The 26,943-nt window shown below is 61.7% G+C and carries 18 protein-coding genes; 12 read left to right on the top strand and 6 right to left on the bottom strand.

Going from position 1 to position 26,943, the window contains the following annotated elements; genetic code table 11:
* The first annotated feature begins 55 nt into the window (after positions 1-55).
* The 4 genes from rpiA to BLW69_RS06955 all read left to right on the top strand — a co-directional run bounded on the left by rpiA (position 56) and on the right by BLW69_RS06955 (position 4,443).
* Positions 56-751: a ribose-5-phosphate isomerase RpiA gene (gene rpiA / locus BLW69_RS06940; RefSeq protein WP_062456553.1), complete on the top strand. Its 696-nt coding sequence runs from the start codon at positions 56-58 to the stop codon at positions 749-751.
* Between the two features lie 19 nt (positions 752-770).
* Complete coding sequence (locus BLW69_RS06945) at positions 771-1,358, top strand: DUF2059 domain-containing protein (RefSeq protein ID WP_062580883.1); 588 nt, start codon at positions 771-773, stop codon at positions 1,356-1,358.
* 135 nt (positions 1,359-1,493) lie between these two features.
* A complete protein-coding gene (gor, locus tag BLW69_RS06950; protein WP_092661126.1) occupies positions 1,494-2,882 on the top strand; it encodes a glutathione-disulfide reductase in 1,389 nt (462 codons plus the stop codon).
* A 187-nt stretch (positions 2,883-3,069) separates the two neighbouring features.
* The gene (locus BLW69_RS06955; RefSeq protein ID WP_092660807.1) at positions 3,070-4,443 is read left to right on the top strand and encodes a class II 3-deoxy-7-phosphoheptulonate synthase; all 1,374 of its coding nucleotides are present in this window, start codon (positions 3,070-3,072) and stop codon (positions 4,441-4,443) included.
* 66 nt (positions 4,444-4,509) lie between these two features.
* On the opposite strand, the gene BLW69_RS06960 is transcribed toward BLW69_RS06955, so the two are convergent.
* Both BLW69_RS06960 and BLW69_RS06965 read right to left on the bottom strand, forming a co-directional pair.
* Positions 4,510-6,246 (bottom strand): pilus assembly protein TadG-related protein, encoded by a 1,737-nt coding sequence (locus tag BLW69_RS06960; RefSeq protein ID WP_092660809.1) that lies wholly within the window; start codon positions 6,244-6,246, stop codon positions 4,510-4,512.
* 1 nt (position 6,247) lies between these two features.
* Positions 6,248-6,667, bottom strand: coding sequence for a TadE/TadG family type IV pilus assembly protein (locus BLW69_RS06965; protein ID WP_062456567.1), 420 nt, complete (start codon positions 6,665-6,667; stop codon positions 6,248-6,250).
* A 187-nt stretch (positions 6,668-6,854) separates the two neighbouring features.
* Between BLW69_RS06965 and BLW69_RS06970 the strand changes: the two genes are divergently transcribed.
* Positions 6,855-7,685 carry a TolB family protein gene (locus tag BLW69_RS06970; protein WP_092660811.1) on the top strand — a complete coding sequence of 277 codons (831 nt, stop codon included), beginning with the start codon at positions 6,855-6,857 and terminating at the stop codon, positions 7,683-7,685.
* Between the two features lie 81 nt (positions 7,686-7,766).
* Positions 7,767-8,468, top strand: a complete 702-nt coding sequence (gene bluB, locus BLW69_RS06975; RefSeq protein WP_062580873.1) for a 5,6-dimethylbenzimidazole synthase — start codon at positions 7,767-7,769, stop codon at positions 8,466-8,468.
* Here bluB and BLW69_RS06980 read toward each other — a convergent pair whose 3' ends face one another.
* Both BLW69_RS06980 and BLW69_RS06985 read right to left on the bottom strand, forming a co-directional pair.
* Positions 8,469-9,158 carry a hypothetical protein gene (locus BLW69_RS06980; RefSeq protein ID WP_092660813.1) on the bottom strand — a complete coding sequence of 230 codons (690 nt, stop codon included), beginning with the start codon at positions 9,156-9,158 and terminating at the stop codon, positions 8,469-8,471.
* 85 nt (positions 9,159-9,243) lie between these two features.
* Positions 9,244-11,562, bottom strand: coding sequence for an NADP-dependent malic enzyme (locus BLW69_RS06985; RefSeq protein WP_062456577.1), 2,319 nt, complete (start codon positions 11,560-11,562; stop codon positions 9,244-9,246).
* 218 nt (positions 11,563-11,780) lie between these two features.
* Between BLW69_RS06985 and BLW69_RS06990 the strand changes: the two genes are divergently transcribed.
* The gene (locus tag BLW69_RS06990) at positions 11,781-12,596 is read left to right on the top strand and encodes a UDP-2,3-diacylglucosamine diphosphatase (RefSeq protein ID WP_062580869.1); all 816 of its coding nucleotides are present in this window, start codon (positions 11,781-11,783) and stop codon (positions 12,594-12,596) included.
* Between the two features lie 24 nt (positions 12,597-12,620).
* Here BLW69_RS06990 and dgcA read toward each other — a convergent pair whose 3' ends face one another.
* On the bottom strand, positions 12,621-13,601 hold the full coding sequence (gene dgcA, locus BLW69_RS06995) for an N-acetyl-D-Glu racemase DgcA (RefSeq protein WP_092660815.1): 981 nt from the start codon (positions 13,599-13,601) through the stop codon (positions 12,621-12,623).
* 118 nt (positions 13,602-13,719) lie between these two features.
* On the opposite strand from dgcA, the gene BLW69_RS07000 reads away from it, so the two are divergent.
* From BLW69_RS07000 to BLW69_RS07015, 4 genes are read left to right on the top strand one after another with little or no spacing between them, the layout of a single operon-like run.
* Positions 13,720-14,865, top strand: a complete 1,146-nt coding sequence (locus tag BLW69_RS07000) for an ABC transporter permease (RefSeq protein WP_244508758.1) — start codon at positions 13,720-13,722, stop codon at positions 14,863-14,865.
* An 11-nt stretch (positions 14,866-14,876) separates the two neighbouring features.
* On the top strand, positions 14,877-15,722 hold the full coding sequence (locus tag BLW69_RS07005; RefSeq protein WP_244476144.1) for an ABC transporter ATP-binding protein: 846 nt from the start codon (positions 14,877-14,879) through the stop codon (positions 15,720-15,722).
* Positions 15,723-15,730: 8 nt separating this feature from the next.
* Positions 15,731-17,101: an MlaD family protein gene (locus tag BLW69_RS07010; RefSeq protein ID WP_062456594.1), complete on the top strand. Its 1,371-nt coding sequence runs from the start codon at positions 15,731-15,733 to the stop codon at positions 17,099-17,101.
* A 37-nt stretch (positions 17,102-17,138) separates the two neighbouring features.
* Positions 17,139-17,732 (top strand): ABC-type transport auxiliary lipoprotein family protein, encoded by a 594-nt coding sequence (locus tag BLW69_RS07015; protein WP_092661128.1) that lies wholly within the window; start codon positions 17,139-17,141, stop codon positions 17,730-17,732.
* Between the two features lie 1,078 nt (positions 17,733-18,810).
* On the opposite strand, the gene BLW69_RS07020 is transcribed toward BLW69_RS07015, so the two are convergent.
* The gene (locus BLW69_RS07020; protein WP_092660819.1) at positions 18,811-26,001 is read right to left on the bottom strand and encodes an apolipoprotein A-IV repeat region-like domain-containing protein; all 7,191 of its coding nucleotides are present in this window, start codon (positions 25,999-26,001) and stop codon (positions 18,811-18,813) included.
* A 466-nt stretch (positions 26,002-26,467) separates the two neighbouring features.
* Here BLW69_RS07020 and BLW69_RS07025 point away from each other — a divergent pair, with 466 nt between their 5' ends.
* Positions 26,468-26,836: an Hpt domain-containing protein gene (locus BLW69_RS07025; protein ID WP_062456603.1), complete on the top strand. Its 369-nt coding sequence runs from the start codon at positions 26,468-26,470 to the stop codon at positions 26,834-26,836.
* Positions 26,837-26,943 lie beyond the last annotated feature (107 nt).

Here is a 26,943-nt window from a genome sequence, read left to right on the forward strand (position 1 = left end):
TGTCAAAAGAGCCGTGTAAACAGCGACCGCAGGAACATTCTGGAGCTTTTGGCGGATGGACGCCCGAGAAATGAAGGTCAAGGCGGCTGAGGCTGCGCTGGGATATGTCGAAGACGGAATGCGTCTTGGCATCGGCACAGGCTCGACTGCCGAAGAGTTCGTTCGTCTCCTGGCCGAAAAGGTGCATGGCGGCTTGAAGGTTCTCGGCGTGCCGACCTCGGAGCGGACCGCCCGCCTTTGCGTCGAACTCGGCGTTCCCCTCAAATCGCTCGACGAACTGCCGGAGCTCGATCTGACGATTGACGGTACCGACGAGGTGGACGGGAACCTGACCCTGATCAAGGGCGGCGGCGGGGCTTTGCTGCGTGAAAAGATCGTTGCGGCGGCGTCTGCTCAGGTGATCGTGATTGCCGACGAAAGCAAGGTCGTGGAAACCCTCGGCGCGTTTCCGCTGCCGATCGAGATCAATCCGTTCGGGATGGCCTCGACTCGCATTGCCATCGAAAAGGCGGCCTCCAGGCTTGGTCTTTCCGGCGAACTGAAGCTGCGCCGCGGTGGCGAAGATGTGTTTCGCACCGACGGCGGGCACTATATTCTTGACGCATCTTTTGGCCGCATTCCTGATGCAGAGGCCTTGTCAGCTCAACTTCATCTCATTCCCGGCGTCGTCGAGCACGGGCTGTTCATTCACATCGCGTCCTTTGCGATCATCGCCGGCGAGGCTGGTGCGCGGACGTTGAAGGCGAAATAACCTTAGGAGCAATCAACCCATGATCAAATTCGCGGTTCTTGGCCGTGCTGCCGCCCTCGCAATTGTGATGTCCGGCGCCGTTTCCGTTTCTGCTCAGGCCCAGGAAATTCCTGAGGCCCATATGGCGGCTGCGCGCGATGCTATCGCTTCGCTCAACGTCACCGATCGGTTCGACAACATTCTGCCCAACATGGCCGAAGCGTTGAAGGGTCAGTTTATCCAGTCTTCGCCGAACTTCCAGGAACAGATCAACGCCATCGTCGACGAAGAGGCGCTGGCGCTTGCTCCGCGTCGTGCGGATCTCGAAAAGGAAGCCGCGACGATCTACGCCAAAAGCTTTTCCGTGGATGAGCTGAAGACGATCTCGACCTTCTTCACGACCGAAGCCGGCAAGAAGCTTTTGAACAACCAGCCGCTGGTTGCCCGCGAACTCGGACGTGCGGCTGAAATCTGGGCCAACGGCATTTCGCGCGACCTCAACACCCAGGCGACCGCCAAGCTGCGCGGCGTTATCGATGCCAACCCGATCAAGGCACCTGTCGTCGATACGCCGGCACCTGCGGCGGCTGGCGCCAAGCCGGCTCCGACGCCTGCTGCCAAGCCCTGATCGACTGATTCAAAAGACTTCTGAAAAGCCCGGAGAAATCCGGGCTTTTGTTTATGGCGGCTGCAGCATTATATGTGGCTGGCACCTATCTATGCCCCAAGCATCCCACCCATGTTCTTTCTTCAGGAGCCTGCCATGACCGCCTATGACTATGACCTGTTCGTGATCGGTGCAGGCTCCGGTGGCGTCAGGGCAGGGCGCGTTGCCGCGTCGCTCGGCAAGACGGTTGCCGTGGCCGAGGAATATCGGTTCGGCGGCACCTGCGTCATCCGCGGCTGCGTGCCGAAGAAGCTGCTTGTCTACGCGTCGCAGTTCTCGGAGCATTTCGAAGATGCTGTCGGCTTCGGCTGGACGGTCGGCGAAACCAGCTTCGACTGGAAAAAGCTGATCGCGGCCAAGGATGCCGAGATCGCGAGGCTCGAGGCGATCTACAAGCGCAACCTCTCCAATAGCGGCGCCGAGGCGATCGAAGACCGGGCCGAGCTTGTCGATGCCCATACGGTGCGCCTGGTGAAATCCGGAAGAACCGTGACGGCGGACAAGATCGTGATTGCCACGGGCGGCACACCCAACCCGCATGTGGCCCTTCCCGGCTACGAGCTCTGCATCTCGTCCAACGAGGCTTTCGATCTGCCGGAACTGCCGAAATCGATCCTGATCGCCGGCGGCGGTTATATTGCGGTGGAATTCGCCAACATCTTTCATGGCCTCGGCGTCGAGGTGACGCTGATCTATCGCGGCCAGGAGATCCTGTCGCGGTTCGACCAGGACATGCGCCACGGGCTCCGCAAGGCGATGGAAGACAAGGGGATGCGGGTCATCCTGACGGACGTGATCGCCGAAGTGACGAAATCTCCGGCCGGTCATCTCATCGCGTCGACCATGGGCGGCGAAACGCTTGCCGTTGATACGGTGATGCTGGCGCTCGGTCGTGATCCGAACACCGATGGATTGGGGCTTGAGGCTGCCGGTGTCGAGGTGGATGATCTCGGTGCCATCGTCGTCGACGAGTATTCGCGCACCAATATCGAAAACATCTATGCGCTCGGCGATGTCACCAACCGGGTACAGCTGACGCCGGTCGCGATCCATGAGGCAATGTGCTTTATCGAGACCGCGTTCAGGAATAACCCGACCAAGCCGGATCACGAGCTGATTGCGACGGCGGTGTTCTCGCAGCCGGAAATCGGCACGGTCGGTCTTTCGGAAGAGGAAGCGGCCAAGCGCTATGCCGAGCTCGAAGTCTACCGCGCGGAATTCCGGCCGATGAAGGCAACGCTCTCCGGCCGGCAGGAAAAGACGATCATGAAGCTGATCGTCGATGCCGAGAGCCGCAAGGTGATCGGATCCCACATCCTCGGCCACGAAGCCGGAGAAATGGCGCAGCTGATCGGCATCTGCCTCAAGGCCGGCGTGACGAAGGACGATTTCGACCGCACGATGGCGGTGCATCCGACGGCTTCGGAGGAACTGGTGACCATGTACACGCCGAGCTACCGCATCAGGAATGGCGAGCGGGTCTGAGGTCTGCTTGGACCGGGACGAATATAATTTAGCAATGTGAGATGGTTCGACGTCGTTTGTTGCACTGGTGGAAGCCCGGCCGGGCGCTTATCTACCCGCTATGCAAACGAGGCCGTTCGGTCTATAAGCCCCGCAAAATTTGAAGCTTTGCCCGGCGGGGGAGCCGGGGTGGAAACAGGTGAGTATCATGGCGCAGAACTGGACCCCGAGCACGTGGCGGAACAAGCCGATCCAGCAGGTTCCGGACTATCCGAACATGGCTGCATTGGAAGCAACCGAGGCGCAGCTTTCCACATTCCCGCCGCTCGTGTTTGCGGGTGAGGCTCGCCGCCTGAAATCCCAGCTTGCCAAGGTGGCGGAAGGCGATGCCTTCCTTCTGCAGGGCGGCGACTGCGCCGAAAGCTTTGCCGAGCATGGCGCCGACAATATCCGCGACTTCTTCCGCTCGTTCCTGCAGATGGCCGTCGTGCTGACCTACGGTGCGCAGCTTCCGGTCGTGAAGGTCGGCCGCATCGCCGGTCAGTTCGCCAAGCCGCGCTCTTCCAATATCGAGAAGCAGGGTGACATCGAACTGCCGTCCTACCGCGGCGATATCATCAACGGCATCGATTTCACCGAGGCCTCGCGCATTCCGAACCCGGAGCGCCAGCTGGATGCCTATCGCCAGTCTGCGGCAACGCTGAACCTCCTGCGGGCCTTCGCGATGGGTGGCTATGCCAACCTCGAAAACGTCCACAAGTGGATGCTCGGCTTCGTCAAGGACAGTCCGCAGGGCGAGCGCTATCGCATGCTGGCCGGCCGGATCAGCGAAACGATGGAGTTCATGCGGGCGATCGGCATCACGGCCGACAACCAGCCGAGCCTGCGCGAAACGGATTTCTTCACCAGCCATGAAGCATTGCTTCTCGGCTATGAGGAAGCTTTCACGCGCGTCGATTCGACGTCTGGTGACTGGTACGCGACGTCGGGCCACATGCTGTGGATCGGCGACCGCACACGCCAGCTCGATCATGCGCATGTGGAGTATTTCCGCGGCATCAAGAACCCGATCGGTCTGAAATGTGGTCCGTCGCTGCAGCCGGACAATCTGATCCAGCTGATCGACGCTCTGAACCCCGCCAACGAGCCGGGCCGGTTGACGCTGATTGCGCGCTTCGGCCACGACAAGGTTGCCGATGGCCTGCCGAAGCTGATCCGTGCCGTCGAGCGCGAAGGTCGCAAGGTCGTCTGGTCCTGCGATCCGATGCATGGCAACACGATCACGCTCAACAACTACAAGACCCGTCCTTTCGAGCGGATCCTGTCGGAAGTGGAAAGCTTCTTCCAGATCCACCGGTCGGAAGGGACCCACCCGGGCGGCATCCATATTGAGATGACCGGCAAGGATGTGACCGAATGCACCGGCGGCGCCCGTGCGGTGTCGGCCGGCGACCTGCAGGACCGCTACCACACGCACTGCGATCCGCGCCTCAATGCCGACCAGGCGCTGGAACTGGCGTTCCTCCTGGCCGAGCGTATGAAAAGCGGTCGCGACGAGAAGCGAATGGTCGTCAACGGCTGAACCCCGGTTCGACGCAACGCAAAAGGCCGGCGTGAAAACGCCGGCCTTTTGCGTTGCAAGGGCCGCCTACTGGACGAGAACGGGGTTGCGGCAGGACGCGCCACCGACCTGGACATCCGCTTCACCAACGCGCACGCCGAGAGTCAGCAGGACGTTGTAGAGGACGGTGTCGACCGGGCTCATGGCCGCACCGAGCGTGGCACCGACGGCAGCGATAATTGGCTGCGGCAGTCCAAGCCCAAGGCCGAGAAGGTCTACCCGCACAACGAGCTTGGAAAGCAGGCTCGTCGTCAGCGACTCAAGCACGTTCTTGACCGACGTCGACTTTACCCTGTTCGCGCTGATATCCGCCGGCGAGAACGTCAATCGCTCTGTCTTGAGATTGGTCGAGGTGGTTTCCGCCATGGCGGAGACCTTGAGAAGAAGGGTCGAGATGATGTCGGCTCGCGTGACACGCGGATCTCTGCCGAAGTTCGTGAATGCAGTCGTATCGACGTCGCCCAATGCGATCGACGCGATGCCCGGGACGGCGTCGACATCGACGCTTGCGCTGTTGGCCGCGCCCGTACAGGTGATGCCGGCAAGCCGTCCTTCGGCATAGGCAACTTCCAGGTAGAGGGGGACGCGGACCTTGAGCCCGAGGATCGCCTGAAGGCCATCAACCACGACCTCGACCGCCACGCGTGTCTGAGCGGTGCGGACGATCGTGCCCGGCGCGCCGACTGCGAGGTAGGACGACCCGACCGGCGGCTCCCCGATCGCAACGGTCACCTTGGACGAGGCGACACCGGGAATGGATGTCCCAAGGTCGACAGAGAGCTGCTTGCCGCCGCTGGCAGCGGTTGCGGCCGCCGACAGCAGATCGAAGACGCTGGTGTTGACAGATAGTCCACTCGATTGGCCGATCAGCTTTTGAGATACGGGTCCCAGCTTCAGAGTATCCTCGAGCTTGACCATGACCTTCGTCTTGTTGAGCGTCTTTTCGAGATTGGAGAGGACCGTCGAGACCGAGGGGGTAAGTCCGGTCGTCTTGCCGAGGGCTCCGACAAACTTGCCATAGTTGATGTCGGTTGTGAGAACATCCGCGTAAGTCCCTGACTGGAGACCAAGATCAAGAGCAAGCTGGTCGATCGTCTTCAAGGCATTGACCTGGGCATCGGCGAGGGCCCGATAATCCATCGCCTTCAGGGAAATCGTCGTTCCGAGCATCTGGCCAAGCAGGGCATTGAGGACACCCTCGTTGACGCTTGCCAAACGACTGCCGATCGAGAAGGACGCAAGCTTATCCGTTGCTGCTGTGCCGGATGCGGCAAGCGCCGGCGGGGTGGTGAGACTTGCCCCGAACATCAGGTTGCTCTTGCTGCGGAGCGTCAAGCGGACCGCATCGGGCGGTGTTGCGCCGGCGACAAAACGGTTCGCGGCAGGCTGCGCGGGATCGGGTACATAGCGGCCCCTGGTGATCTCGGCATAGCTGCCATAGGCTTCGAGCGCCGTCTTGGGGTTGAATGGGACAACCCCCTTGGTCGTCAGCAGGCCGCCGGCGCTGACGACGCCAATGCTTTGACCGTTCATCGCGAAAAAGTCGAAAGCGGATTTTTCCGCAGTCGAAATGTTGGCCGCCGCTGCAATCGCGGCAAGGTCGGCGCTTGCCTGCAACTGCCGCTGCTGCAGCGTCAGGCTTCCATAGTCGACGCCGAGAGCCAGCGCTCCGATGGCAAGCGGCATGGCAAGTGCAGCAGTAATGGCAATGTTGCCGGCTCGGTCACCGGCGATAGTCTGACGACGCTTCAGGCGGAAAAGCATCTCAAATGCCTCCGATCCGCATGGTCGAATAGCGCCTTATGTGCTTGTCCGGCATGGCGTAGCTGTAGAGACTGAAAATCGGCAGGGTACTTGCGTCGTATTCGATCGATACGGTGAACTGGTTGGGGTTGCTCGGGTCGCTTTGCACCTTCGTCGTGAAGTTCTTCTTGTCGAGAAGCGCATAGTCCATCGTCGACTTGGTGAGATACTCCTGCACCAGCTTCTGGCGTTCGCTGGCATCGAGGCCGGCGACAGCCGTGCGTGCCGCATCCGCGGCAATCTGCTGCACGGCGTGGGCCGCAGCGAGGTAGACGCCATAGCCGATCAGGCTGAAGAGCATCAGAAGCAGGACCGGCGCGATGATTGCGAATTCGACGGCGGAACTGCCCGAACGGCATCGCAGCAAGGATCGGATTCTCATCACCAACTCCCATTGTATGAGTATATTCGAATATAATGTTATGCGGTTATAAAGAATCCATGAATCGCGTCCGTCAGTTTTTAATGATGTGTTTTTAGAGTTCCGAAGGCTAATCTCGCGTGACTTGCCACCTTGTGTTCAGGCGTCGTAACCTCACGCTGGCAGCAAATCGCCGGGAGAGAATGCAATGCGCAGTTCGGTCGAAATCTATAATATCCGGACGCGACAGAGCCGGATTGTCTGGCAGACGAGCGCGCTTTTCGAAGCGCCGAACTGGGCGCCGGACGGACGTTTCCTCATGCTCAACAGCGACGGGCTGATCTATCGGCTGCCCGTGGCCGGCGACACGCCTCCGATCATCGTTGACACCGAGTTCGCGGTTGCCTGCAACAACGACCATGGCATCTCGCCTGACGGCACGCTGGTTGCGATTTCCGATAAGGTCGAATTCGGCAAGTCCGCGATCTATGTGCTTGCCGCGACCGGGGGCAAGCCAAGGTTGGTGACACCGAAGCTTCCCTCCTACTGGCACGGCTGGTCTCCGGACGGACAGCGCTTCGCCTATTGCGGCATCCGCGACGACGTTTTCGATATCTATACGATTGCGGTCGAAGGCGGCGAGGAGATGCGGCTCACCCATGGCGAAGGCCGCAACGACGGGCCTGACTACTCCCCGGACGGGAACTGGATCTATTTCAATTCGAGCCGCACGGGCACCATGCAGATCTGGCGCGTGCCGGCTTTGGGCGGCTCGGCGGAGCGCATCACCGACAGCCCCTATGGCGACTGGTTTCCGCATCCGTCACCGAAGGGAGACAAGATCGTTTTCGTATCCTATGACGGCGACGTGTTCGATCATCCGCGCGATCTCGATGTCCGGGTTCGGCTGATGGATATGGATGGCAGCAATGTCGAAACGCTGTTCGAACTGTTCGGCGGGCAGGGCACGATGAATTCGCCAAACTGGTCACCGGACGGTGACGAATTCGCCTATGTCAGGTATTTTCCTGTTTCGTGATGGGCTTGCGATATCTGGTATGGTCGGGCATAGCCTCGGCAGTTTTGCTTCAGCCGTCGCAAGCATTGTTGGGGATAGACGATGCCGCCAATTCCAGACCCGTCCGACGATACGCAAGCGGGCCTTGCTCCGGCCGGCGCCTTTTCCGCGGCGGAGCGGGCAGCGATCTACCGGGTGATCGAAACGCGACGCGACGTTCGCGATCAGTTCCTTGCCGATCCCTTGAGCGACGAGCTTGTCTCCCGTCTTCTGGCGGCCGCGCATGCCGCACCGTCAGTCGGGTTCATGCAGCCGTGGAATTTTATCCTCGTCCGTGATGAGGTGATGCGGCAGGCGGCGTGGGAGGCCTTTTCAAAGGCCAATGACGAGGCGGCGGAGATGTTCTCCGGCGGCGAGCGCGATCTTTATCGCAGCCTCAAGCTTGAAGGCATTCGCAAGGCGCCACTATCGATCTGCGTTACCTGTGATCCGGACAGGGCGGGACCGGTGGTCCTCGGTCGCACCCACAATCCGCGCATGGATGTCTACTCCACCGTCTGCGCCGTGCAGAACCTTTGGCTTGCCGCGCGCGCCGAAGGCGTCGGTGTCGGCTGGGTCAGCATTTTCCGCGATGAGGACGTGCGCAGGCTGCTGGGTATCCCAGAGCGCGTGGCGATCGTCGCCTGGCTCTGTCTCGGCCATGTGGACAAGCTCTACAGCGAGCCGGAACTGGCCGTGCGCGGCTGGCGCCAGCGCCTTGCACTGGAAGACCTGGTGTTTTCCGAGCGCTGGCAGGGTGACTGACTACTGCTGTTGCTGCGGACCATTTTCGCGGGGGTGGCGCAGATCAATACTGGCTTCAGGGAGAAAAATCGGACCCACCGTGCGGACCTTTGCGGAGGTTTCGTAATTCCGCTCCGGTACCGGCGGCGTGGGATCGATCGCAACCTTCTGGACGGTGGCAGGCTTGCGGGTCCGCAGGTCGGTGATGCTGCCGGAATAGGCCTCCTCATCCTTCGGTAGCGCGATCCCCTTTACCCGGATCCGTTCCTTTTCCTCCTCCTTCGCGACATCCTGGAAATCGGACGGAATGCAGGCATTCTGACGGATGGCAACGATGGTTGCGCCGCGCTCTTCCCCGGTGACGGACAGGTTGCGGGCTTTGTTGCGCTCGTCAACAAGCACTTCGCGGTTTTCCTCCAGGGCTTGCAGCTGCTCGAGGAGGGGTTCGCACTGGTCGGCCTTGGCCGCGCCAAAGGAAACAATGCTGCCGCCACCGCATCCGGCGCGCCGCATGTCGACGCGAAGTTTGCGGATGTCGGAGTTTGCCTGGCTGAGGTCCTGCGCATATCGGCGCATCTCAGCGGTATTGCCGATCACAACGGGTGTGCTGTGAAGCTTGCGGTACAGATCCGCGCAAAGCTGCGCATCCCGCGCCAGGACGGAGGCGGGGACGAAGACGAGCGGAATGAAGATCAGGCCGCGAAATCGCATCGCTTTTCCGGCAATTCGTTAAAACCCATCAAACATAGGCCGGGGCGGATGAAGATATCCTAAACCGCCCCGGCTTCTGTGAGACCTAGCCGAACAGCGACTCTGGCTGCGAAGCTTCGACGACGGCCAGAGCCGCCATATTGACGACGCCGCGGGATGTGACGGACTGGCCGAGAACATGGGCGGGTTTTGCCGTGCCAAGCAGGATCGGGCCGACATGCAGCGCGTCCATCATGGTGCGCACCAGGCCAAGCGAGATGCTGGCCGCATCGAGGTTCGGGAAGACCAGCAGATTGGCTTCACCGGACAATGTGGTGCTCGGCATGGCGCGCTTGCGCAGTTCCTCGGAAAGCGCCGAGCCACCCTGCATTTCACCGTCGACTTCCAGATCCGGCGCCCGTTCGCGAATGATGGCGAGTGCGTCGCGCATCTTCGCGGCGCTCTCGGAATTGCGCGAGCCGAAATTGGAGTGGCAGATGAGGGCCGCCTTCGGTTTGATGCCGAAGCGACGTACTTCCTGGGCCGAGAGAATGGTGATCTCGGCAATCTCTTCGGCGGTCGGATTGTAGTTGACGAACGTGTCGGTGAAGAAGATCGCACCGCGCTGCGAAATCAGGAGGCTGAGGCCGGCGAGCGTCTTCGTGCCTTCGCGTTTTCCGATGATCTGGTTGACGTCGCGCAGATGCCGGTCGTAGCGGCCTTCGATGCCGCAGATCAGTGCATCGGCCTCGCCGCGCTGGACCGATAGCGCGCCGATGACCGTGTTGCTGGTGCGCACGATGGTTCGTGCCGCTTCCGGGTTGACGCCTTGGCGACCGACAAGCGCGAAATAGTCGTCGACATAGCCGCGGTAACGCGGATCGTCTTCCGGGTTGACGACGGCGAAATCGACATTTGGGCGGATGCGGATGCCGAAACGCTGGAGACGCGCTTCGATGACCGAGGGACGGCCGATCAGGATGGGCCTTGCGATCTGCTCTTCGAGCAGGATCTGTGCGGCCCTCAGAACGCGTTCGTCCTCGCCTTCGGCGAAGATGACGCGATTTCTCTCGGCAGTCTTGGCCGCCGTGAAGATCGGCTTCATCACGAAGCCGGAGCGCCAGACGAATCGGCTAAGCTGGTCGAGATAGGCTTCAAAATCCTGGATCGGACGAGCGGCGACGCCGCTTTCGGCCGCAGCCCTTGCGACGGCCGGCGCGATGCGCAGGATCAGCCGCGGATCAAATGGCGATGGGATCAGGTAGTCGGGGCCAAAGATCGGCGTTTCACCGGAATAGGCTTTCGCGGCGACGTCGGAGACTTCCTCGCGGGCAAGGGCTGCGATCGCCTTGACCGCCGCCATCTTCATTTCTTCGTTGATCGTGCGGGCGCCGCAATCGAGTGCACCACGGAAAATGTAGGGGAAGCAGAGGACGTTGTTGACCTGGTTGGCGAAGTCCGAGCGGCCGGTGCAGATCATCGCGTCGGGACGTTCGGCGCGTGCAAGTTCCGGCATGATTTCCGGCGTCGGGTTGGCGAGCGCCATGATCAGCGGCTTTTCGGCCATCTGCACCAGAAGTTCGGGCTTCAACACGCCCGCGGCCGACAGGCCGAGGAAGACGTCTGCGCCGGCGATATTGTCGGCCAGAACGCGGTTGTCGCTCTTCTGGGCGTAGATCGCCTTCCACTCGTCCATCAGCTCGACGCGGCCCTCATAGACCAGCCCTTCGATATCGTGGACCCAGATGTTTTCCTTCTTCGCGCCAAGCGACACGAGAAGATGCAGGCAGGCAAGCGCCGCTGCACCGGCGCCCGACGTGACGATCTTGACGTTATCGATCGTCTTGCCGGCCAGTTCCAGGCCGTTGAGGATCGCGGCGGCGACGATGATCGCCGTTCCGTGCTGATCGTCATGGAAGACCGGGATATTCATCTTTTCGCGAAGACGACGCTCGACTTCGAAACATTCCGGAGACTTGATGTCTTCGAGGTTGATGCCGCCGAAGGTCGGCTCGAGTGCCGAGATCGTCGAGACCATGGCTTCGATGCCCGGCGCGTCGATTTCGATGTCGAACACATCGATGCCGGCGAATTTCTTGAAGAGGACGGCCTTGCCTTCCATCACGGGCTTGGAAGCGAGCGGGCCGATATTGCCGAGGCCGAGCACGGCAGTGCCGTTGGAGACCACGGCGACCAGATTGGCACGCGCGGTGAATTCCGCGGCCATTTCCGGATTGTCGCGGATCGCAAGGCAAGGGGCGGCCACACCCGGGGAATAGGCAAGTGCCAGGTCGCGCTGGTTGCCGAGCGGCTTGGTGGCCTGGATTTCCAGTTTGCCGGGGCGGGGATAGCGGTGGAAGAAGAGAGCCTGTTCGTCGAGATCTCCGGTTACCGGCGATGGTTTCGGATTGTCGTGCCCATCCATGCTCTTATGGCTCCTCGTATCGATTTCCGTCCTGACATGCGAGTCCCCTCCTTACATCAATCGATCCATCGAGAAACTACAATATTTGCGATGCTGTCGGATTTTGCCGCCGGTTTCGGGTGGTCGCCGACTGCGGCGATCGCGCCCCTGTCATCATCCTGAAACACGAGTCTGATTTTCGAAGGGTAGGACAAGGTAGGTAACGAAGGGACGTTTCCGTGGCCGATGCAATCGAGACAAGGCATTTCAGAACCCTGTTCATTTCGGACGTGCATCTCGGCTCCAAAGCCGCCCGCACGGACTTTCTGCTCGATTTCCTGCGCTACCACGAGGCGGAAACGATCGTGCTGGTCGGCGATATCGTCGACGGCTGGCGGTTGAAGCGCAGCTGGAACTGGCCGCAGGGCTGTAACGACGTGGTTCAGAAGCTTCTGCGCAAGGCGCGCAAGGGCACGCGGATCGTCTACATTCCGGGAAACCACGACGAATTCCTGCGCGATTTTCCCGGCATGCATTTCGGCGGTATCGAGGTCGCAGACCGAATGATCTACGAGATGGCAGACGGGCGGAAATACCTGGTGCTGCACGGTGACGAGTTCGACGTCGTGGTGCGCAATGCGCGTCTGCTCGCCTATCTCGGTGACTGGGCCTATGATGCGGCAATCGCCATCAATGTCGGTCTTGCCGCGGTGCGCCGCCGCATCGGCCTGCCTTACTGGTCATTCTCCGCCTGGGCCAAGCTTCAGGTGAAGCACGCGGTGAATTTCATCGGCGAGTTTCAGAAGGTCGTCGTCGACGAGGCCCGCCGCAACAATGTCGATGGCATCATCTGCGGCCATATCCATCATGCGGTCATGGAAGACATCGACGGGATCCACTACGTCAACACGGGCGACTGGGTCGAAAGCTGCACGGCGATTGCCGAGCATCGCGACGGGACGCTGGAACTGATCTCCTGGCAGAAGATCGCGAAGACTGCGGAAATCACGACGCTGCCAGCACCGGAGACGATCAGGGGCATGCAGGCTGCGTAACGGCCTGTCGGTGCGAGGGACTCATTATCCCCAGAGGTTCGTCCGGGGCGGATAGACCAGCGATCCGTCGTATCGCAGCCCGTCCGGGCGGTCTTGCGCCAAGAGTAGCGGACCGTCGAGATCGGCGTAGTCGGCATCCTGCGCCAGAAGAACTGCGGGGGCCATGGCAAGGGAGGTTCCGACCATGCAGCCGATCATGACGGCAAAGCCCAGTCGCTGCGCTTCCTCCTTCATGATCAGCGCCTCGGTCAGCCCGCCGGTCTTGTCGAGCTTGATGTTGACGGCGTCGTAGCGGTTTCTCAAACTTGCAAGATCGCCGGTTGCGTGCACGCTTTCGTCAGCGCAGATCATCACCTTGCGGCGAATGGTGGCAAGGATTGCATCCTTGCCGGCTGGCAGCGGTTGCTCGATCAACGAGATACCGAGGGCGTCGGCCACATCCAGATGTCGGGCCAGATTGTCCTCTGTCCAACCCTCGTTGGCATCGACGATCAGACGCGAATCGGGCGCTGCCTGCCTGACCGCCCGCATTCGGCTTTCGTCATCGTCTGTGCCGAGCTTGACCTTGAGGAGAGGGCGGGCCGCATTCCTCCGAGCATCCGCGGCCATTGCCTCCGGCTCGCCAAGCGACAGCGTGAAGGCGGTGATCAGCGGCTTTTCGGCAGCTTCAATCATCGATGCGACCGATCGGCCAAGGCTTTTGGCTTCCAGATCCCACAAGGCGCAGTCCACCGCGTTGCGGGCGGCTCCCGGTCGCAGGCGCGTCTGCAGTGTGTGGCGATCCATGCCATCGTGCATCATCGAAGCGAGGGAGTTGATCTCGTCGAGGACGCCTTCGGTTGTTTCACCGTAGCGTTTGTAGGGAACGCATTCGCCCCGGCCGGTCACGCCGTCGCGGGTGATCGCACAGGTCACCACCTCGGCTTCTGTCTTGGAACCGCGGGAAATCGTAAACACCCCCGCGATCGGGAATTTCTCGATTGTTGCTTCGAAGTGACGCGTCATGGTTTTCCACCTGGGCGTTGTGGCAAATCCGTTCAGGGTCGCTATATTGCCGCTCTCAGTGCTGCGATCAACAGCAGATCGCAGCCGCGTGCTGCTTAACCTAAGCCGAAAGAAACCTGTGCCGTCACAACCTGCCGAAATCAAAGCCGAAGACCTGCCCGGCGGCGATGGCGAGCGCTACATTCTGGCCGGAGAATGGCGCAATCATTCGATTTCGCCGGTCCTCAAGGCGTTTGGCGATCTTGAAAAGAGCAGCGGGTCTGGATCCCTCGAGATCGACGTCTCGGGGATCGACGGGATCGATACATCCGGCGCCTGGCTGATTCGCCGTCTTCTGTCGGCAAAAGCCGAGCAGGGTCGCGACGCGAAGTTGGTCGGGGCGGAAGGGACGATCGAGGAACTGGTTGGCGCCCTGCCGGAAAAGACCCCGGCACCGCCGCCCAACGATCAGGACAAGCGGTCGCTGTTTGATCGCGTGTTCAGCCCGGTCGGCAAGACGATGACGGAATTTGCCGGTGACTTCGTCGCCGCCATGCACATTCTCGGCTCGGCGGTCCGTGGCGCACAGCTGAAATTCGGCCGCGGATCCGGCGTTTCTCCGGCATCCGTCGTGACGCATATCGACCGGATGGGCGTTCGGGCGGTGCCGATCATCCTGCTGATGTCGTTTCTGATCGGCGCGATCATTGCCCAGCAGGGCGCTTTCCAGCTCCGGTATTTCGGGGCAGAAATCTTCGTCGTCGACTTGGTCGGCATTCTGCAGCTTCGCGAAATCGGCGTTCTGATCACGGCGATCATGATCGCCGGCCGTTCGGGAAGCGCGATCACCGCCGAAATCGGCTCCATGAAGATGCGCGAGGAAATCGACGCGCTGACCGTGATCGGCCTTAATCCCGTCGGTGTGCTCGTGTTCCCGCGTCTCGTGGCGCTGACGATAGCACTGCCGCTTCTGACCATCGTGGCAAACCTGTCGGCCCTCTACGGCGCTGCGGTGATCACGCTGGTCTACTCCGGCATCACTTTTGATACGTTCCTGTCGCGCCTCAAGGAGGCGGTGGACTTCTCGTCGGTGGCATCAGGCATGATCAAGGCGCCGTTCATGGCGCTGGCAATCGGCATCGTGGCGGCTGTCGAGGGAATGAAAGTTGGCGGCAGCGCAGAATCGCTCGGCCAACACGTCACCTCGTCGGTGGTGAAATCGATCTTCGCGGTGATCCTGATCGACGCGATGTTTGCGATTTTCTATTCCGCGATCGATTTTTGATGGGGACCGGCGTGGAAGACGTTCAAACCTTTGACAATACCAAACCCGCGGAGACGAAGAGCGACGAGCGCAAGGTCGTGCTGTCGGTCAAGGATCTGACGGTCGGCTTCGGATCGAAGCTCGTGCTGGACAATCTGAACCTCGATATCTACCGGGGCGAGATCCTCGGCTTCGTCGGAGCGTCGGGCACCGGTAAGTCGGTGCTGATGCGCACGGTTCTCAGATTGCTGCCGCAGCGCTCAGGTACGATCGAGATCCTCGGAGTTGATTATGCCACGGCCGACGAACAGCAGCGCGTGGCGCTCGATACGAGGCTTGGCGTGCTGTTCCAGCACGGTGCCCTGTTTTCGGCGCTGACGGTGAAAGAAAACATCCAGCTGCCAATGCGCGAGTATCTCGATCTGCCGCAGTCGCTGATGGACGAACTTGCCTATGTGAAGCTCGAGATGGTCGGTCTGCCGCCCGATGCGGCCGACAAGTATCCGTCCGAACTGTCCGGCGGCATGATCAAGCGCGCAGCACTTGCACGCGCTCTGGCGCTCGACCCCGATCTTGTTTTCCTCGACGAGCCGACATCTGGCCTCGACCCGATCGGCGCTGCCGATTTCGATGCCTTGATTGCAAGGCTGCGCGATACGCTTGGCCTCACCGTCTACATGGTGACCCATGACCTCGACAGCCTGTTTTCCGTTTGTGATCGCATTGCCGTGCTTGGGCAGAAACGGGTCTTGGTGGAAGGCACGCTTGAGGATATGTTCGCCTTCGACGATCCGTGGGTTCAGTCCTATTTCAAGGGCAAGCGCGCGCGTTCCGTCGTGACCGATGAGACCAGGCCCGACGGCGAATCTGAGAAGTGATGTAACCTATGGAAACTAAAGCAAATTACGCCCTCGTTGGCTTTTTTACCTTGCTGGTAATGGCTGCCGCTTTCGGGTTCGTCTACTGGATGGCTTCGTCCGGCCGGGGAGGCCCCACGGCTGAGCTGGCGATTCGCATTCCGGGCTCCGCAAACGGTCTTTCCGTTGGTTCGGCGGTGCGCTTCAACGGCATACCGGTCGGCTCCGTGCGCAGCCTCAGCATCGACCCGGATGATCCGCGCTACTCGATCGCGTTCACCGAAGTGCGCGCCGACGCACCTGTCTACCAGTCGACCAAGGCCGTTCTGGAAGTTCAGGGCCTGACGGGCGCTGCCTATGTGGAAATGTCGGGTGGTGCCAAGGGTGAAGAAAACATCCTGCAGAAGGCGATCGAGAGTGGCCGTCCAGCGGTGCTGATCGCCGACCAGTCGAGCGTAACCAACCTTCTTGCGACCGCCGACAAGATCCTCGACCGGGCCGACCAGGCGATCGGCGACATCCAGGGATTTGTCGGAGACGCACGTGGTCCGCTGACGCAGACCATTCGCAACGTCGAGACGTTTACGGCTGCGCTCAGCAACAATTCGGACAGCATCGACAAATTCCTGAACAGCCTCTCGACGCTGTCGGCGACGGTCGATCGCGTCTCCGGCACGTTGAACTCGACGCTCGAAGCAGCTGACCAGCTGGTACGGGCGATCGATGCCGAACGGGTCAACCAGGTTGTAACGAACGCCGAACGGGTGACTCGCAACATTGCCAATGCCTCGGACAACTTCGGCCCTCTGGTGCAGAACGTGACCCAGGCGGCTGCGAGCTTCCAGCAGGCAGGCGTCGATGCGCAGAGCGCCCTGAAACGCGCCGATACGCTCATGGCGGCCGTCGACGTCAATCAGGTCGGCGCTACGATCCGCAACATCTCGTCGGCATCCGAAGACGCACGCCAGACGCTCAGCTCGGCGCGCGACGTGATCGACGACGTGTCGCGCCGCCGCGACGACATCAACGGTGCGATCTCCAACTTCACGGACATGTCGACCAAGCTGAACAACGCTTCGAACCGCGTCGACGGAATTCTGGCGAAGGTGGACGGGCTGGTCTCCAGCGACGACTCGCAGGGTCTGTTTGCCGAGGCGCGCAAGACGCTCGAATCCTTCCGGACTGTCGCCGACAATATCAATTCGCGCGTTGGACCGATTGCCGACAATCTGTCGCGCTTTTCGTCCGGTGGCTTGAGAGACATCCAGACGCTGATCAACGACACGCGCGGAACCGTGCAGTCGCTCAATCAGGCAATCAGCAATTTTGACCAGAACCCCCAGCGCCTGATCTTCGGCGGCGAAACGGTGAAAGAGTACGATGGCAGGACACGGCGCTAACATGCGGGGAGTTCAGGGTTTCATGCAAGGATCTGCGATGCTTCGCGTCATGCGCCATCCGATCATCATCGCAGCCCCTTTGATGGCAGCACTTCTGGCCGGTTGTGGCAGCAAGGCGAACAACGACACGTTCGACCTGTCGATCACGCCGATGGCGAGTGGAGCAACCGCAAAGAGCCGGCAGATCCTGGTGCCTGAACCGACTGCGGTCAAGATGCTCAACAGCGACCAGGTCGTTGTGCGTATTTCGCCCTCAGAGGTTCAGTATCTGGCCAATTCCCGCTGGGGCGACAGGCTTCCGGCACTGGTCCAGTCGAAGCTGGTCGAAGCGTTCGAAAACTCAGGACGGGTTGGCGGCGTCGGCAAGCCGGGGCAGGGTCTGGCGATCGACTATCAGGTCGTAACCGATATCCGCAGCTTCGAAGTGGTCACTGAGGGCAACAGGCTCGCCACGGTGGAGATCTCGGCAAAGCTCTTGAACGACCGCAACGGCAGCGTTCGTGCACAGACCGTCTTCAAGTCCACGGTGCCGGTCGCCGGAACCGAGAACCGCCGCTTCATCGAAGCGCTGGACAAGGCATTTGCACAGGTCGGCGCGAATATTGTCGACTGGGCTCTCAAGGCCATGTGATCCTTTTCGCGCGGGGACGACCCGCGCGATATCGGCCTGGGGGAGACTTCTCTGCCGAACAATTCGCAGCAGAGAAGCACTCTCCTGCAGTACGTCATGTGAGCTGAGCGAGCGCTACCCAAGGGCGCTGGCGGTGAAGCTTGGCGGTAGTCCCAAGCATCGCGATAGGATACCCACCCGGCTCCCGGACCCGCTCTGCCTGGTGAGCGATATGATACTGCTTCCAGCCCTGAGATCCTCGCAAGTCCTGCCATGTGTCTTTGACAGCGGGCTTCGCAATCCGAAGGAATAGCCTGGCCGTTGTGGGGTTGACCTGCGCTATAAACAGCGCTCCGATCTCGGTTGCCTCCCATGAGAGGCGAGCGAATAACTGAGCCTTCGATCCCCGTTTATCTTTTCAGGCAATCCGGTTTTGCTCCCTCCGGTGACACCGTGGTCAGCGTTGCACCGTTGGAAAGTGTCGTGGCGGTTTATGGCGCAGGCGGCGTGGTGGGCGAAGGTGGTCTGGCTTCTGCCTTTGGCGGCGCCGTGGTGTTTCGCAACGATGTCGCCGGCGCGTGCCACATCGGCGTCTAGGGCGCCCGGAACGCGTCACGCTTTAGCAGCGACCTTCGTGCACGGATGGAGATCATTCTCCTCAGGCACGCGCCCGATGCGCGGCTCAGTTTCTGGGGCGCGGCAAAAGAGCGGCCGTTGAGGAACTGAGTAGAAAGAGGGCCAGACGTCAGGTTCGCTCCGATGCAGTGCAGCCCATCGAAAGCCGGCTTGATGGGCGACTGAGCGTTCTGTGAAGAGTACTGGCGAAAAACTCCGCAGGTCGCTTTGGAAACTGAGCCTGTCACCAAACTCCTCTAATCCTCGCCCTTGTGGCGGGGATCCAGTCCGTACGTGTCCATGAAGTGAAGGAGTCTGTGACCCGACAGACCTCGTGCCGCTGGAATTTCGGCACAAGGGCTGGGATGAGAGACGTCGGGGTACCCCTCTCGCCAACAGCTTGTTCAGGGTTTATCCGCCAACGAAAAAGCCGCCCTGAAAGGCGGCTTTTCTTGTTTTTGGCATTCCCTGCGGAGTGGCTCGCTCAGCTGAAGCGACCAGCCGCGTGGGCGAGCATGGTGTAGACCTTGCCCGTATCCGAGGTCAGGTAGCTCTGGGTGACCGTCTTGTCGCGGTCGGTGCGGGCGACGTCGGCGAGGAGCTTTTCGAAATCGGCGATGTAGCGATCGACGGCGGTGCGGAATTCCGGCTCGCGCTCGTATTTGCGCTTGATGTCGTCGAACGTCTGCTGGCCCTTCAGCGTGTAGAGGCGGCGTGTGAACACGTCGCGCTCGCCGCGCTGGTAACGGCGCCAGAGGTCGACCGAGGCGTCGTGATCGATCGCGCGGGCGATGTCGACCGACAGAGAGTTGAGTGATTCCACCATGTGACGCGGGTTGCGGTTGTCGCCGTTGGTGCGAACCGGCTGGGCCGGTTCGGCTGCTGCCGGGCGTGCAGGCTGCTGCGGCTGGCGGGCAACTGTGCCTGATGTATCGTCACGCGATGCACCGCGAAGGAGATCGCTGATCCAGCCGCCTTCACCTGGACGCTGCGTTGCGTCAGGCGCGCGGGAGACCGGGGCCTGAGGCTGTGCGAGAACCTGCGTTACAGGTGGCGTCTGTGACGGCGCCTGGGCAACCGGCTTGGTGACGCCCTGTGCGATGCTCGGCGTCGGACGATCGAGTGGCAGACTGTCACGAAGGACAGACGAGCCAAACGGTGCGCTTGTCGCGGCGGCTGGTGCCGTCGGGGCTGCAGGGCGCGGGGCCGCCGGCTGCGGAGCCGGCTGGGCGACCGGAGCAGGGCGTGACACTGCAACCGGCTCGGACACGTCGAGGCTCTGGGCGGACCGGCCGACTAGCTGCGAGATGTCCTGCAGGGCCTTGATCTGTTCAGCCACGGCACGGCGCATGGCGGCTGCGCTTTCCTTGGCTTCTTCGGGCAGATCGAACGCGCCGCGCTTCAGTTCGGTACGAGTCGCATCGAGTTCCTGGCGAATGTCCTGGGCCGAGCGGCGGATCTCGTCGGTTGCGCCGGTAAAGCGGCCGATCGCCTCTTCAACGGAAACCCGCAGCGTATCGCGCAACTGCTGGGCTGCGCCATCGGTGCGGTTTGCGGCGTCGGCCAGCAGGCGCTCGATGTCGCCCATCGAACCGGTGATGCTGCCGCGCAGGCGTTCGGAGAGATCGCGGGCGCGTGTTTCGGCATCCGACAGTGTCGTCTCGATGGCGCGGCTTGCCTCGTTGCCAGCCTCGCTCAGCGTCTCGCGCATAGCCTGGGCCGTGAGGTTGGCACGCTGCTGGGTTTCGCCCAGGCCGCGACCGATATCGGCGAAGGAAGCGTGCAGGCTTTCGCGCAGTGATGCGCCGATCTGCGAGGTGCGATCTTCGGCGCGGGTAAAGGCGCCATCGACGAGGGAGGTCAGACCATTGAGCGTGCCTTCGATTTCCTCCGAACGCTTGACGAGACCGGCAGAGAGCGTGCGAAGCGCGGTCTGGCGTTCGTCGAGCGTGCTTGCAAGGTTCGACTGGGCAGCGCCGAGCAGCTCGGACGCCTGAGCGAGAACCTTGGAGTGATCGTCGAAGCGACCGACGATGCCGCCGACCTGGCTGAGCGTCTGGCCGGAAATGCTGACCAGGCGATCGATGTTGTTTTCGAGCAGGCGGCTCGAACCATGCACGAGGTCGGCCGCGCTGTTGGCCGATTCGGCAAAGCGGTTGGCGGTCGCATCGAGTTTCTGATCGGCGTCGGACAGCTGTTCGCTGACACGGTCCGCTGCCTGGCCGAGATTGCGGGCGGCCTGTTCGACCAGCGATGCGATGCCGGAATTGCTTTCGGCAAGACGCTCGATCAGGCTGTTGACGTTTGCCGACAGGCTCTGCTCGACGGCGCGCATGGCACCGGTGGCATTCTCTGTCCGCTGGCTGATGGCAGCGAGCGTCTCGTTGGTACGGGCGGAAATCGCCTCCACCAGTGCGTCGTTCTCGTTGCGGATGCGGTCGGTCGTATCGCGGGCGGCCGTGGAAAGGCGCTCGGCGCTTTCCTGTGCAGCCTGGCTGATGCGCTCGGCGGCGGACCGGCCGGTCTCGGCATATTCCTCGACCAGTGGCCGTGCTTTTTCGTCGATCAGCTTGGAGAGTTCGGCCGAACGGCTTGAGAGCATCGAGTTCAGGTCGCGGGTGCGGCTGTCGAGCGACGAGCGGATCGATTCGCCACGGGCAGCGAGCGCCTTGTCGACGGCCGAAAGAGCGCTGTCGAGTTCGCCTGCGGTTTCGGCAAGCGTGTCGCGCAGAGACGTGCCGCGGGCATCGAGCGCCTTTTCGGCATCGCCAAGCGCTTCCGAAATCGCATTGACCTGCTTCTTCACCAGGCTGTCTGCTTCTGCGACCTTGTGGACGATCGCGTTGCCGGCTTCCGAGAAGGCCTGCGCCACGGTTGCCGCCTGACCGGCAAGCCGGTTCTGGGTTTCCGAAATGCGGTCGACGATATCGTTGGAGCGCTGTTCGATCGAGCGGGCAAACTCATCGTTGCGGGTGCTGAGTTCTTCCGTGAAGTCTGCGCCGGCGCGGGCAAGAAGCTCTGCCGAACGGCTGGCTTCGCTATCCATGCCCTGCGCTGCGGCGCTGACGGCGTCCCGCAGGCTGGAGGCGAGGCCGACAGCCTTGCCTTCGATGGTGCGCGACACGGCGTCTAGGCCGACGGTGAGCGCCCGGTCCATGGTACCGAGGCGTTCCTCAATGCGGGCGGTGCGTGTATCCAGCGTTTCGGCGATCCGATCCGAGGTTTCGGATCCGATGCGCTCAAATTCCTGCGTGCGGGATGCGAGCGCCTGATTGATGCGGTCTGCAGTTTCTCCCGACAAGCGCTCCAGTTCGGCCGTGCGATCACTCATCACGGTAGAAACGCGATCGGTCGCAAGGCTGGTAACGCGCTCCAGTTCCGCGGTGCGGGCGCCGAGTGCATCGGCGATACTGTTGCCGGCCGTGTCGACCAGGCTGGTCGCATTGCCCAGTTCCGAGCGGATGCGTTCTTCCAGACCACCGAAGGTCGTCTCGATCCGGGTGCCGGCGCCATCGAGGGCGGTAGAAACGCCGCCGACAGTTTCTTCGACGCGGCTCGAGAATCCCTCTGCGGAGGCTGTGATTTCGCGGGCGGCTTCGTTGAGCTGGCCTGCAATCGCGCCGACGTTTTCGCGCAGACGCGTTTCCAGGTTTTCACCGGCGCCGTCGATCGTGGCGCGCAGCGATTCCTGCTGGGCTTCGAGGGACATTTCCAGCATGCCGGCGCTGGTTGCGATGGTGGCGCCGATCGATGTTGCCTGATCCAGCATCAGGTCGGCCAGATGGTTTTGCGCATTGGTGAGCGTGCTGGCAATCAGGCCGCCGCGATCCTCGAGTGTCGAGCGAATGCGCTCGTAGCCGCCATCGAGTGTAGACGAGAGCTGGCGGTTTGCGGTGTCGAGCGTCTCGGCCATCTGACCGTGTGCCGTCGTGACCTTTTCGGATATGTCGCGGCTTGCGGTATCGACGACGCCTGAGATCTGTACGGCAGCGGTGCCGACCGTGTCGCTGATGGTGCGGGTTGCTCCATCCAAGGTCGAGGCGATGTTGCGCGTTGCGTCGCCGACGGACTGGGAGATGTTCTGGGCGCCCGAACCGACCGTCGAGGAAATCTCGTAGTTGGCGGCGCCGAGCGTCTGCGCGATGTCCTGTCCGGCTGTGGCAAGCGTATCGGCGAGCTGCTGGTGACCGAGGCCGATCGTTGCAGCAATCCGCTGCTGGGTGGCGTCGAAGGTTTCGTCCATCCGCTGCAGGCCATCGGCCATGCCGGTTTCGAAGCGGCTGGTGCCATCGGTGAGGGCGGATTCAATACGTGTGGCTGCGCCACCGACCGAGTTTTCGAGACGAGCGCTGCCACCGTCGAGGATGCGGGACAGTTCCGCAGCCTGGGTTTCGAGCGTGATGTCGAGGCCGAGCTGGCCGTCCTGGTAGGCACTGCGGATTGCATCCGTGCGATCTGCAAACGCGCTTTCGATGCGTTCCGCTGCACCGCCGACGGATGTCTCAAGCTGCGCGCTGCCGGACTGGATGATGCGCGACAGTTCCGAGGCGTGGGTCTCGAGCGCTATGTCGAGGCCGAGCTGGCCTTCCTGATAGGCGCTGCGGATGGCATCGGTACGATCGGCAAAGGCGCTTTCGATGCGCTGGGCTGCACCGCCGACGGACGTCTCAAGCTTCTCGCTACCGCCCTGGATGATGCGGGTGAGTTCCGAAGCGTGCGTTTCGAGTGTGATGTCGAGGCCGAGCTGACCTTCCTGATAGGCGGTGCGGATCGCATCGGTGCGATCGGCAAAGGCGCTTTCGATACGCTGGGCTGCGCCGCCGACGGATGTCTCAAGCTTCTCGCTGCCGCCTTCGATGATGCGGGTAAGTTCCGAAGCGTGCGTTTCGAGTGTGATGTCGAGGCCGAGCTGACCTTCCTGATAGGCAGTGCGGATTGCGTCGGTACGATCTGCGAACGCCGTTTCGATACGCTGGGCTGCGCCGCCGACGGATGTCTCAAGCTTCTCGCTGCCGCCTTCGATGATGCGGGTGAGTTCCGAGGCATGCGTTTCGAGTGTAATGTCGAGACCGAGCTGACCTTCCTGATAGGCGTTGCGGATCGCGTCGGTGCGATCGGCAAAGGCAGCTTCAATGCGGCCGGCAACCCCTTCTACGGAATTCTCGAGGCGTTCGCTGCCGCCGTCGAGAATGCGCGCCAGTTCCGAGGTCTGGGTCGCAAGCGTGATGTCGAGACCAATCTGGCCGTCCTGATAGACGCTGCGGATTGCTTCGGTGCGTTCGGCCAACGTGGCTTCGATCCGTTCGGCTGCACCCCCGACAGACTTATCGAGCCGTTCGCTGCCGCTGTCGATGATGCGGGAAAGCTCGGAGACGTGGCTTTCGAGCGAGAGATCGAGACCGAGCTGGCCGTCCGTATAGGCCGTGCGGATTGCTTCGGCGCGAGCGGCGAACGTGTGTTCGATACGGCTGTCTGCATCCGATACGGCGCCGATCAGAGCTGCCGTCTTTTCTTCGAGTGCGCCTGTGAGGCGATCTTCGTGCAGGGCAAGCGAAGTCGCGATGTCCATCGACCGGTCATCGAAGATCTCAGCGAGGCGGTCGCGGTTGGCGGCAAGCGTCGTGTCGAGGCTCGTCACCTTGCGCTCCAGTTCGCTGCCGAGCCGGATCTCGCTGTCGGACAGCGCCTTCGACAGGACTTCAGTCTTGTCGTCGAACATCGAGGACAGGCGCTCGGGTGTTCCCGACATCAGCTCGCTGATTGCCGAGGTGCGGCTGTCGAGGACTTCTGCAAGACGATCGTGGCTGCCGGTGACCGCATCGATGAGGGCGTCCGCGCGCGAACCGACGGCGTCCTCGAAACGGGCCTGGCTATCGGAGAGTGCGGCGGCGAGTGCCGTGCCGCGTTCGACCATGACGGCGTCGACCTTGTTGTGGGCGTCGCCGAAGCTGTGGCTGATTTCGTTGCTGCGGGCAGCAAGCGCATCGGAAAATTCGCGGGCGCGGTTTTCGAGCATGGAGTCCAGCACTTCCTGGCCGGTTCCAAGCGTGGTGGCGAGCGCAAGGGACTGGTCGGTCAGTGCATTGCCGATCCGGTCGATGCTGGACGACAGGATGCCTTCGATCGCATCCGAACCGCCGGCGACGGTTTCGTTGATGCGGGCGAGGCTGTCCATCAGTTTGCTGTCGAGCGTGCCGGCGCGCTGGTCGAATGCCGTGGTAAACTGCGACAGGCCGTCGTCGAAGGTTGCCGAAAGCTGGCCAACGGTTGCCTGGAGACGGTCTTCAAACAGGCCGGAGCGGAGGTCGAGATCCATGATCGCGTCGTCGGAAGCAGTCTGCAGGCTCTGACGGAAGGTGGCGCTCTTCTGGTCAAGCGAGCGGTTGAGTGCGGCGATCGCCGTGTCCAGCGTGCCGCCGAGCGTCTTCTCGCTGTCGTTCAGACCCTCGGTGATTTCGCGGGTGCGGGCAAGCAGCGTCTCGTTGAGCTGACGGGTACGGTCGGCGAGGGCGGCGTTCAGCTTTTCGGTGTTGGCATCGATGGTCGACGCACGGGTTTCGAACTGGCCGAGCAATTCCTGACCGCGTTCGGACATGGTCGATGTGAGCGTGTCGAGGCGGATATCGAACTCGGTGGCCAGAGCGATACCGGACGATGTCAGGCTCGAGACGAGGTTTTCGGCACGGGCCGCCATCAGGGAGCTGAGCGCTTCACCGGCAGCGTCGGATTTTGCGATGAGAGACGCGGCGCGGGTGTCGATCATCGATGCAAAGGCCTCGCCTGACGTGGCAAGGCGAACGGAGATCTCCTCTGTCGACAGCGACAGGTCTTCCTTCAGCTGCTCGTGCACGCCGACGATCGACGAGCGGATACGTTCCGCATGGTTGACGATCGCGTCGCGCTCGGCGCCGAGTTCATGCACCAGGCCGCGGACGCGCAGCTCGTTGTCTGTATAGCTGCGTTCCAGCGCGTTGACTTCGGAATGAACCAGCGTTTCCAGCTCGGAGGCACGCGCAATGGTGCGCTCGATGCCTTCGTTCATCGCAGACACTTCGCGGCGGACAGCCTGGCCGACCGACATGATGCGCTCGGAGGCGATTGTTTCCGGTTCGGAGAGACGCAGGGCCACTTCCGCCATCGAGCGGGCCGCATTGCGCAGATCAGCAGCTCTCGCCATCATGATCGCGAAGGCGAAGAACAGCATGATCGGCAGCAGGATGCCGACGACGAGGGCGACGATTCCCGGTGCAGCGAGGACGCCGGCGACCGAGGTGAATTCCCACAGCTGGCTGCCGTAGATCAGCTGGCCGAGACCGATACCCGCAACAACCCAGAAGAACGAGATAATGGCGGCATTGCGGACGGCGCTCTTGATCGAGCCGCCTTCGAGCGAACGAAGAATCGCATTCGGGGTGCGGCGACCGGCATCATTGGCCGGCTCGAAAGCGGGCTGTCGGGCTGTCGTTTCGGGACCGGCCTGACGAGGCGGAGCGGATTGCGGATTTTGTGAGGACGATGGGGAGCGCTGCCTTGGCGTATCCGACACTCTGGTCTCCGAAGCGGTCTGAGTTGGTCGGGCGCGAGGCTGCTCGCCGTTGAAGTCGATCTTCAGCGCTTCTTCCAGTGCCTGGAAAGCCGTCTCATCGACCGACTCGCTGCTCGTTTTCTTCGCCATGCGGTTACGCCTCGTTACACTCACCCGGCGCTTTCGTTCCAGCTCTGCCGCCTGCAGGCTGGAAGTCGGGTCGCCGACCGGAACCCGGCCCGTGCGTCATGCTGGCCGCAATTCCACTTTACTCACAATTCGAACGGCCGTTGTTGCAAACGGATGATAATGAAAGCTTACCACCGTTCCGCCGTCAGACGCAGGATGGTTTACACACCCATCTCAACCGTCCTGTAGTGACACATTCGTGTCTTTCACACAATTGCTCGGCCGGGATCGGCCCGGAAAGCAGATTTGTTGTTAACAGAATTTAAACCACGAAAAATGTCGAAACCCCTGACATTCCGTGAGGTTGATGGAAATTAACCATGTCCCGAAATTTGCGCCGTGATTGTGCCGGAATTTAACGGGATAGGCAGCCGCTGTCCCGCATCACTGGGACGCATGATTGAGCCCCAAAGAGGAACAGAGTTTCATGTCAGCGGCGAATACTGCTTTTTCAACGCCCACTAGCCCGCGCGGGGCATGTCCTTCGCAGTCGCGCCCGATCGATCTCGTGCATCTTGCCCGCCAGACGATGGGCGACAAGACACTGGAAAACGAAGTGCTGATGATGTTTGCCCGCAACGCCCGCCGGGCGCTGCAGGACATGACGGGCGCAGACGCTGCCGGGGTTGCGATGACGGCGCATCGCCTGAGGGGTGCTGCATCTGCGGTCGGCGCGTTCGGCGTTTCCAAAGCTGCAGAAAAACTCGAAGCAGACGGTGCCGACGCCGCGCATTTGGCCGCGCTTGCCGCGTGTGTCGTGGAAGCGGAGAACTTCATCCTGAAACTCTGCCGCTGATCCGTGACAGTTGAAGGGCGCCGCAAGACAACGGCGCGTCGTCCGTTCGTGTTGACTGGACCGGTGATTTATCGGAAGACAACCGGCCAAGACTGCCACTCAATGCG

Source organism: Rhizobium sp. NFR12 (assembly GCF_900108545.1).
Classification (GTDB): domain Bacteria; phylum Pseudomonadota; class Alphaproteobacteria; order Rhizobiales; family Rhizobiaceae; genus Neorhizobium; species Neorhizobium soli.

Coding starts and splice junctions, on each gene's coding strand:
- rpiA (WP_062456553.1), top strand. CDS start 56: ATGGACGCCCGAGAAATGAAGGTCAAGGCGGCTGAGGCTGCGCTGGGA.
- BLW69_RS06945 (WP_062580883.1), top strand. CDS start 771: ATGATCAAATTCGCGGTTCTTGGCCGTGCTGCCGCCCTCGCAATTGTG.
- gor (WP_092661126.1), top strand. CDS start 1,494: ATGACCGCCTATGACTATGACCTGTTCGTGATCGGTGCAGGCTCCGGT.
- BLW69_RS06955 (WP_092660807.1), top strand. CDS start 3,070: ATGGCGCAGAACTGGACCCCGAGCACGTGGCGGAACAAGCCGATCCAG.
- BLW69_RS06960 (WP_092660809.1), bottom strand. CDS start 6,246: ATGCTTTTCCGCCTGAAGCGTCGTCAGACTATCGCCGGTGACCGAGCC.
- BLW69_RS06965 (WP_062456567.1), bottom strand. CDS start 6,667: ATGAGAATCCGATCCTTGCTGCGATGCCGTTCGGGCAGTTCCGCCGTC.
- BLW69_RS06970 (WP_092660811.1), top strand. CDS start 6,855: ATGCGCAGTTCGGTCGAAATCTATAATATCCGGACGCGACAGAGCCGG.
- bluB (WP_062580873.1), top strand. CDS start 7,767: ATGCCGCCAATTCCAGACCCGTCCGACGATACGCAAGCGGGCCTTGCT.
- BLW69_RS06980 (WP_092660813.1), bottom strand. CDS start 9,158: ATGCGATTTCGCGGCCTGATCTTCATTCCGCTCGTCTTCGTCCCCGCC.
- BLW69_RS06985 (WP_062456577.1), bottom strand. CDS start 11,562: ATGGATGGGCACGACAATCCGAAACCATCGCCGGTAACCGGAGATCTC.
- dgcA (WP_092660815.1), bottom strand. CDS start 13,601: ATGACGCGTCACTTCGAAGCAACAATCGAGAAATTCCCGATCGCGGGG.
- BLW69_RS07010 (WP_062456594.1), top strand. CDS start 15,731: ATGGAAACTAAAGCAAATTACGCCCTCGTTGGCTTTTTTACCTTGCTG.
- BLW69_RS07015 (WP_092661128.1), top strand. CDS start 17,139: ATGCTTCGCGTCATGCGCCATCCGATCATCATCGCAGCCCCTTTGATG.
- BLW69_RS07020 (WP_092660819.1), bottom strand. CDS start 26,001: ATGGCGAAGAAAACGAGCAGCGAGTCGGTCGATGAGACGGCTTTCCAG.
- BLW69_RS07025 (WP_062456603.1), top strand. CDS start 26,468: ATGTCAGCGGCGAATACTGCTTTTTCAACGCCCACTAGCCCGCGCGGG.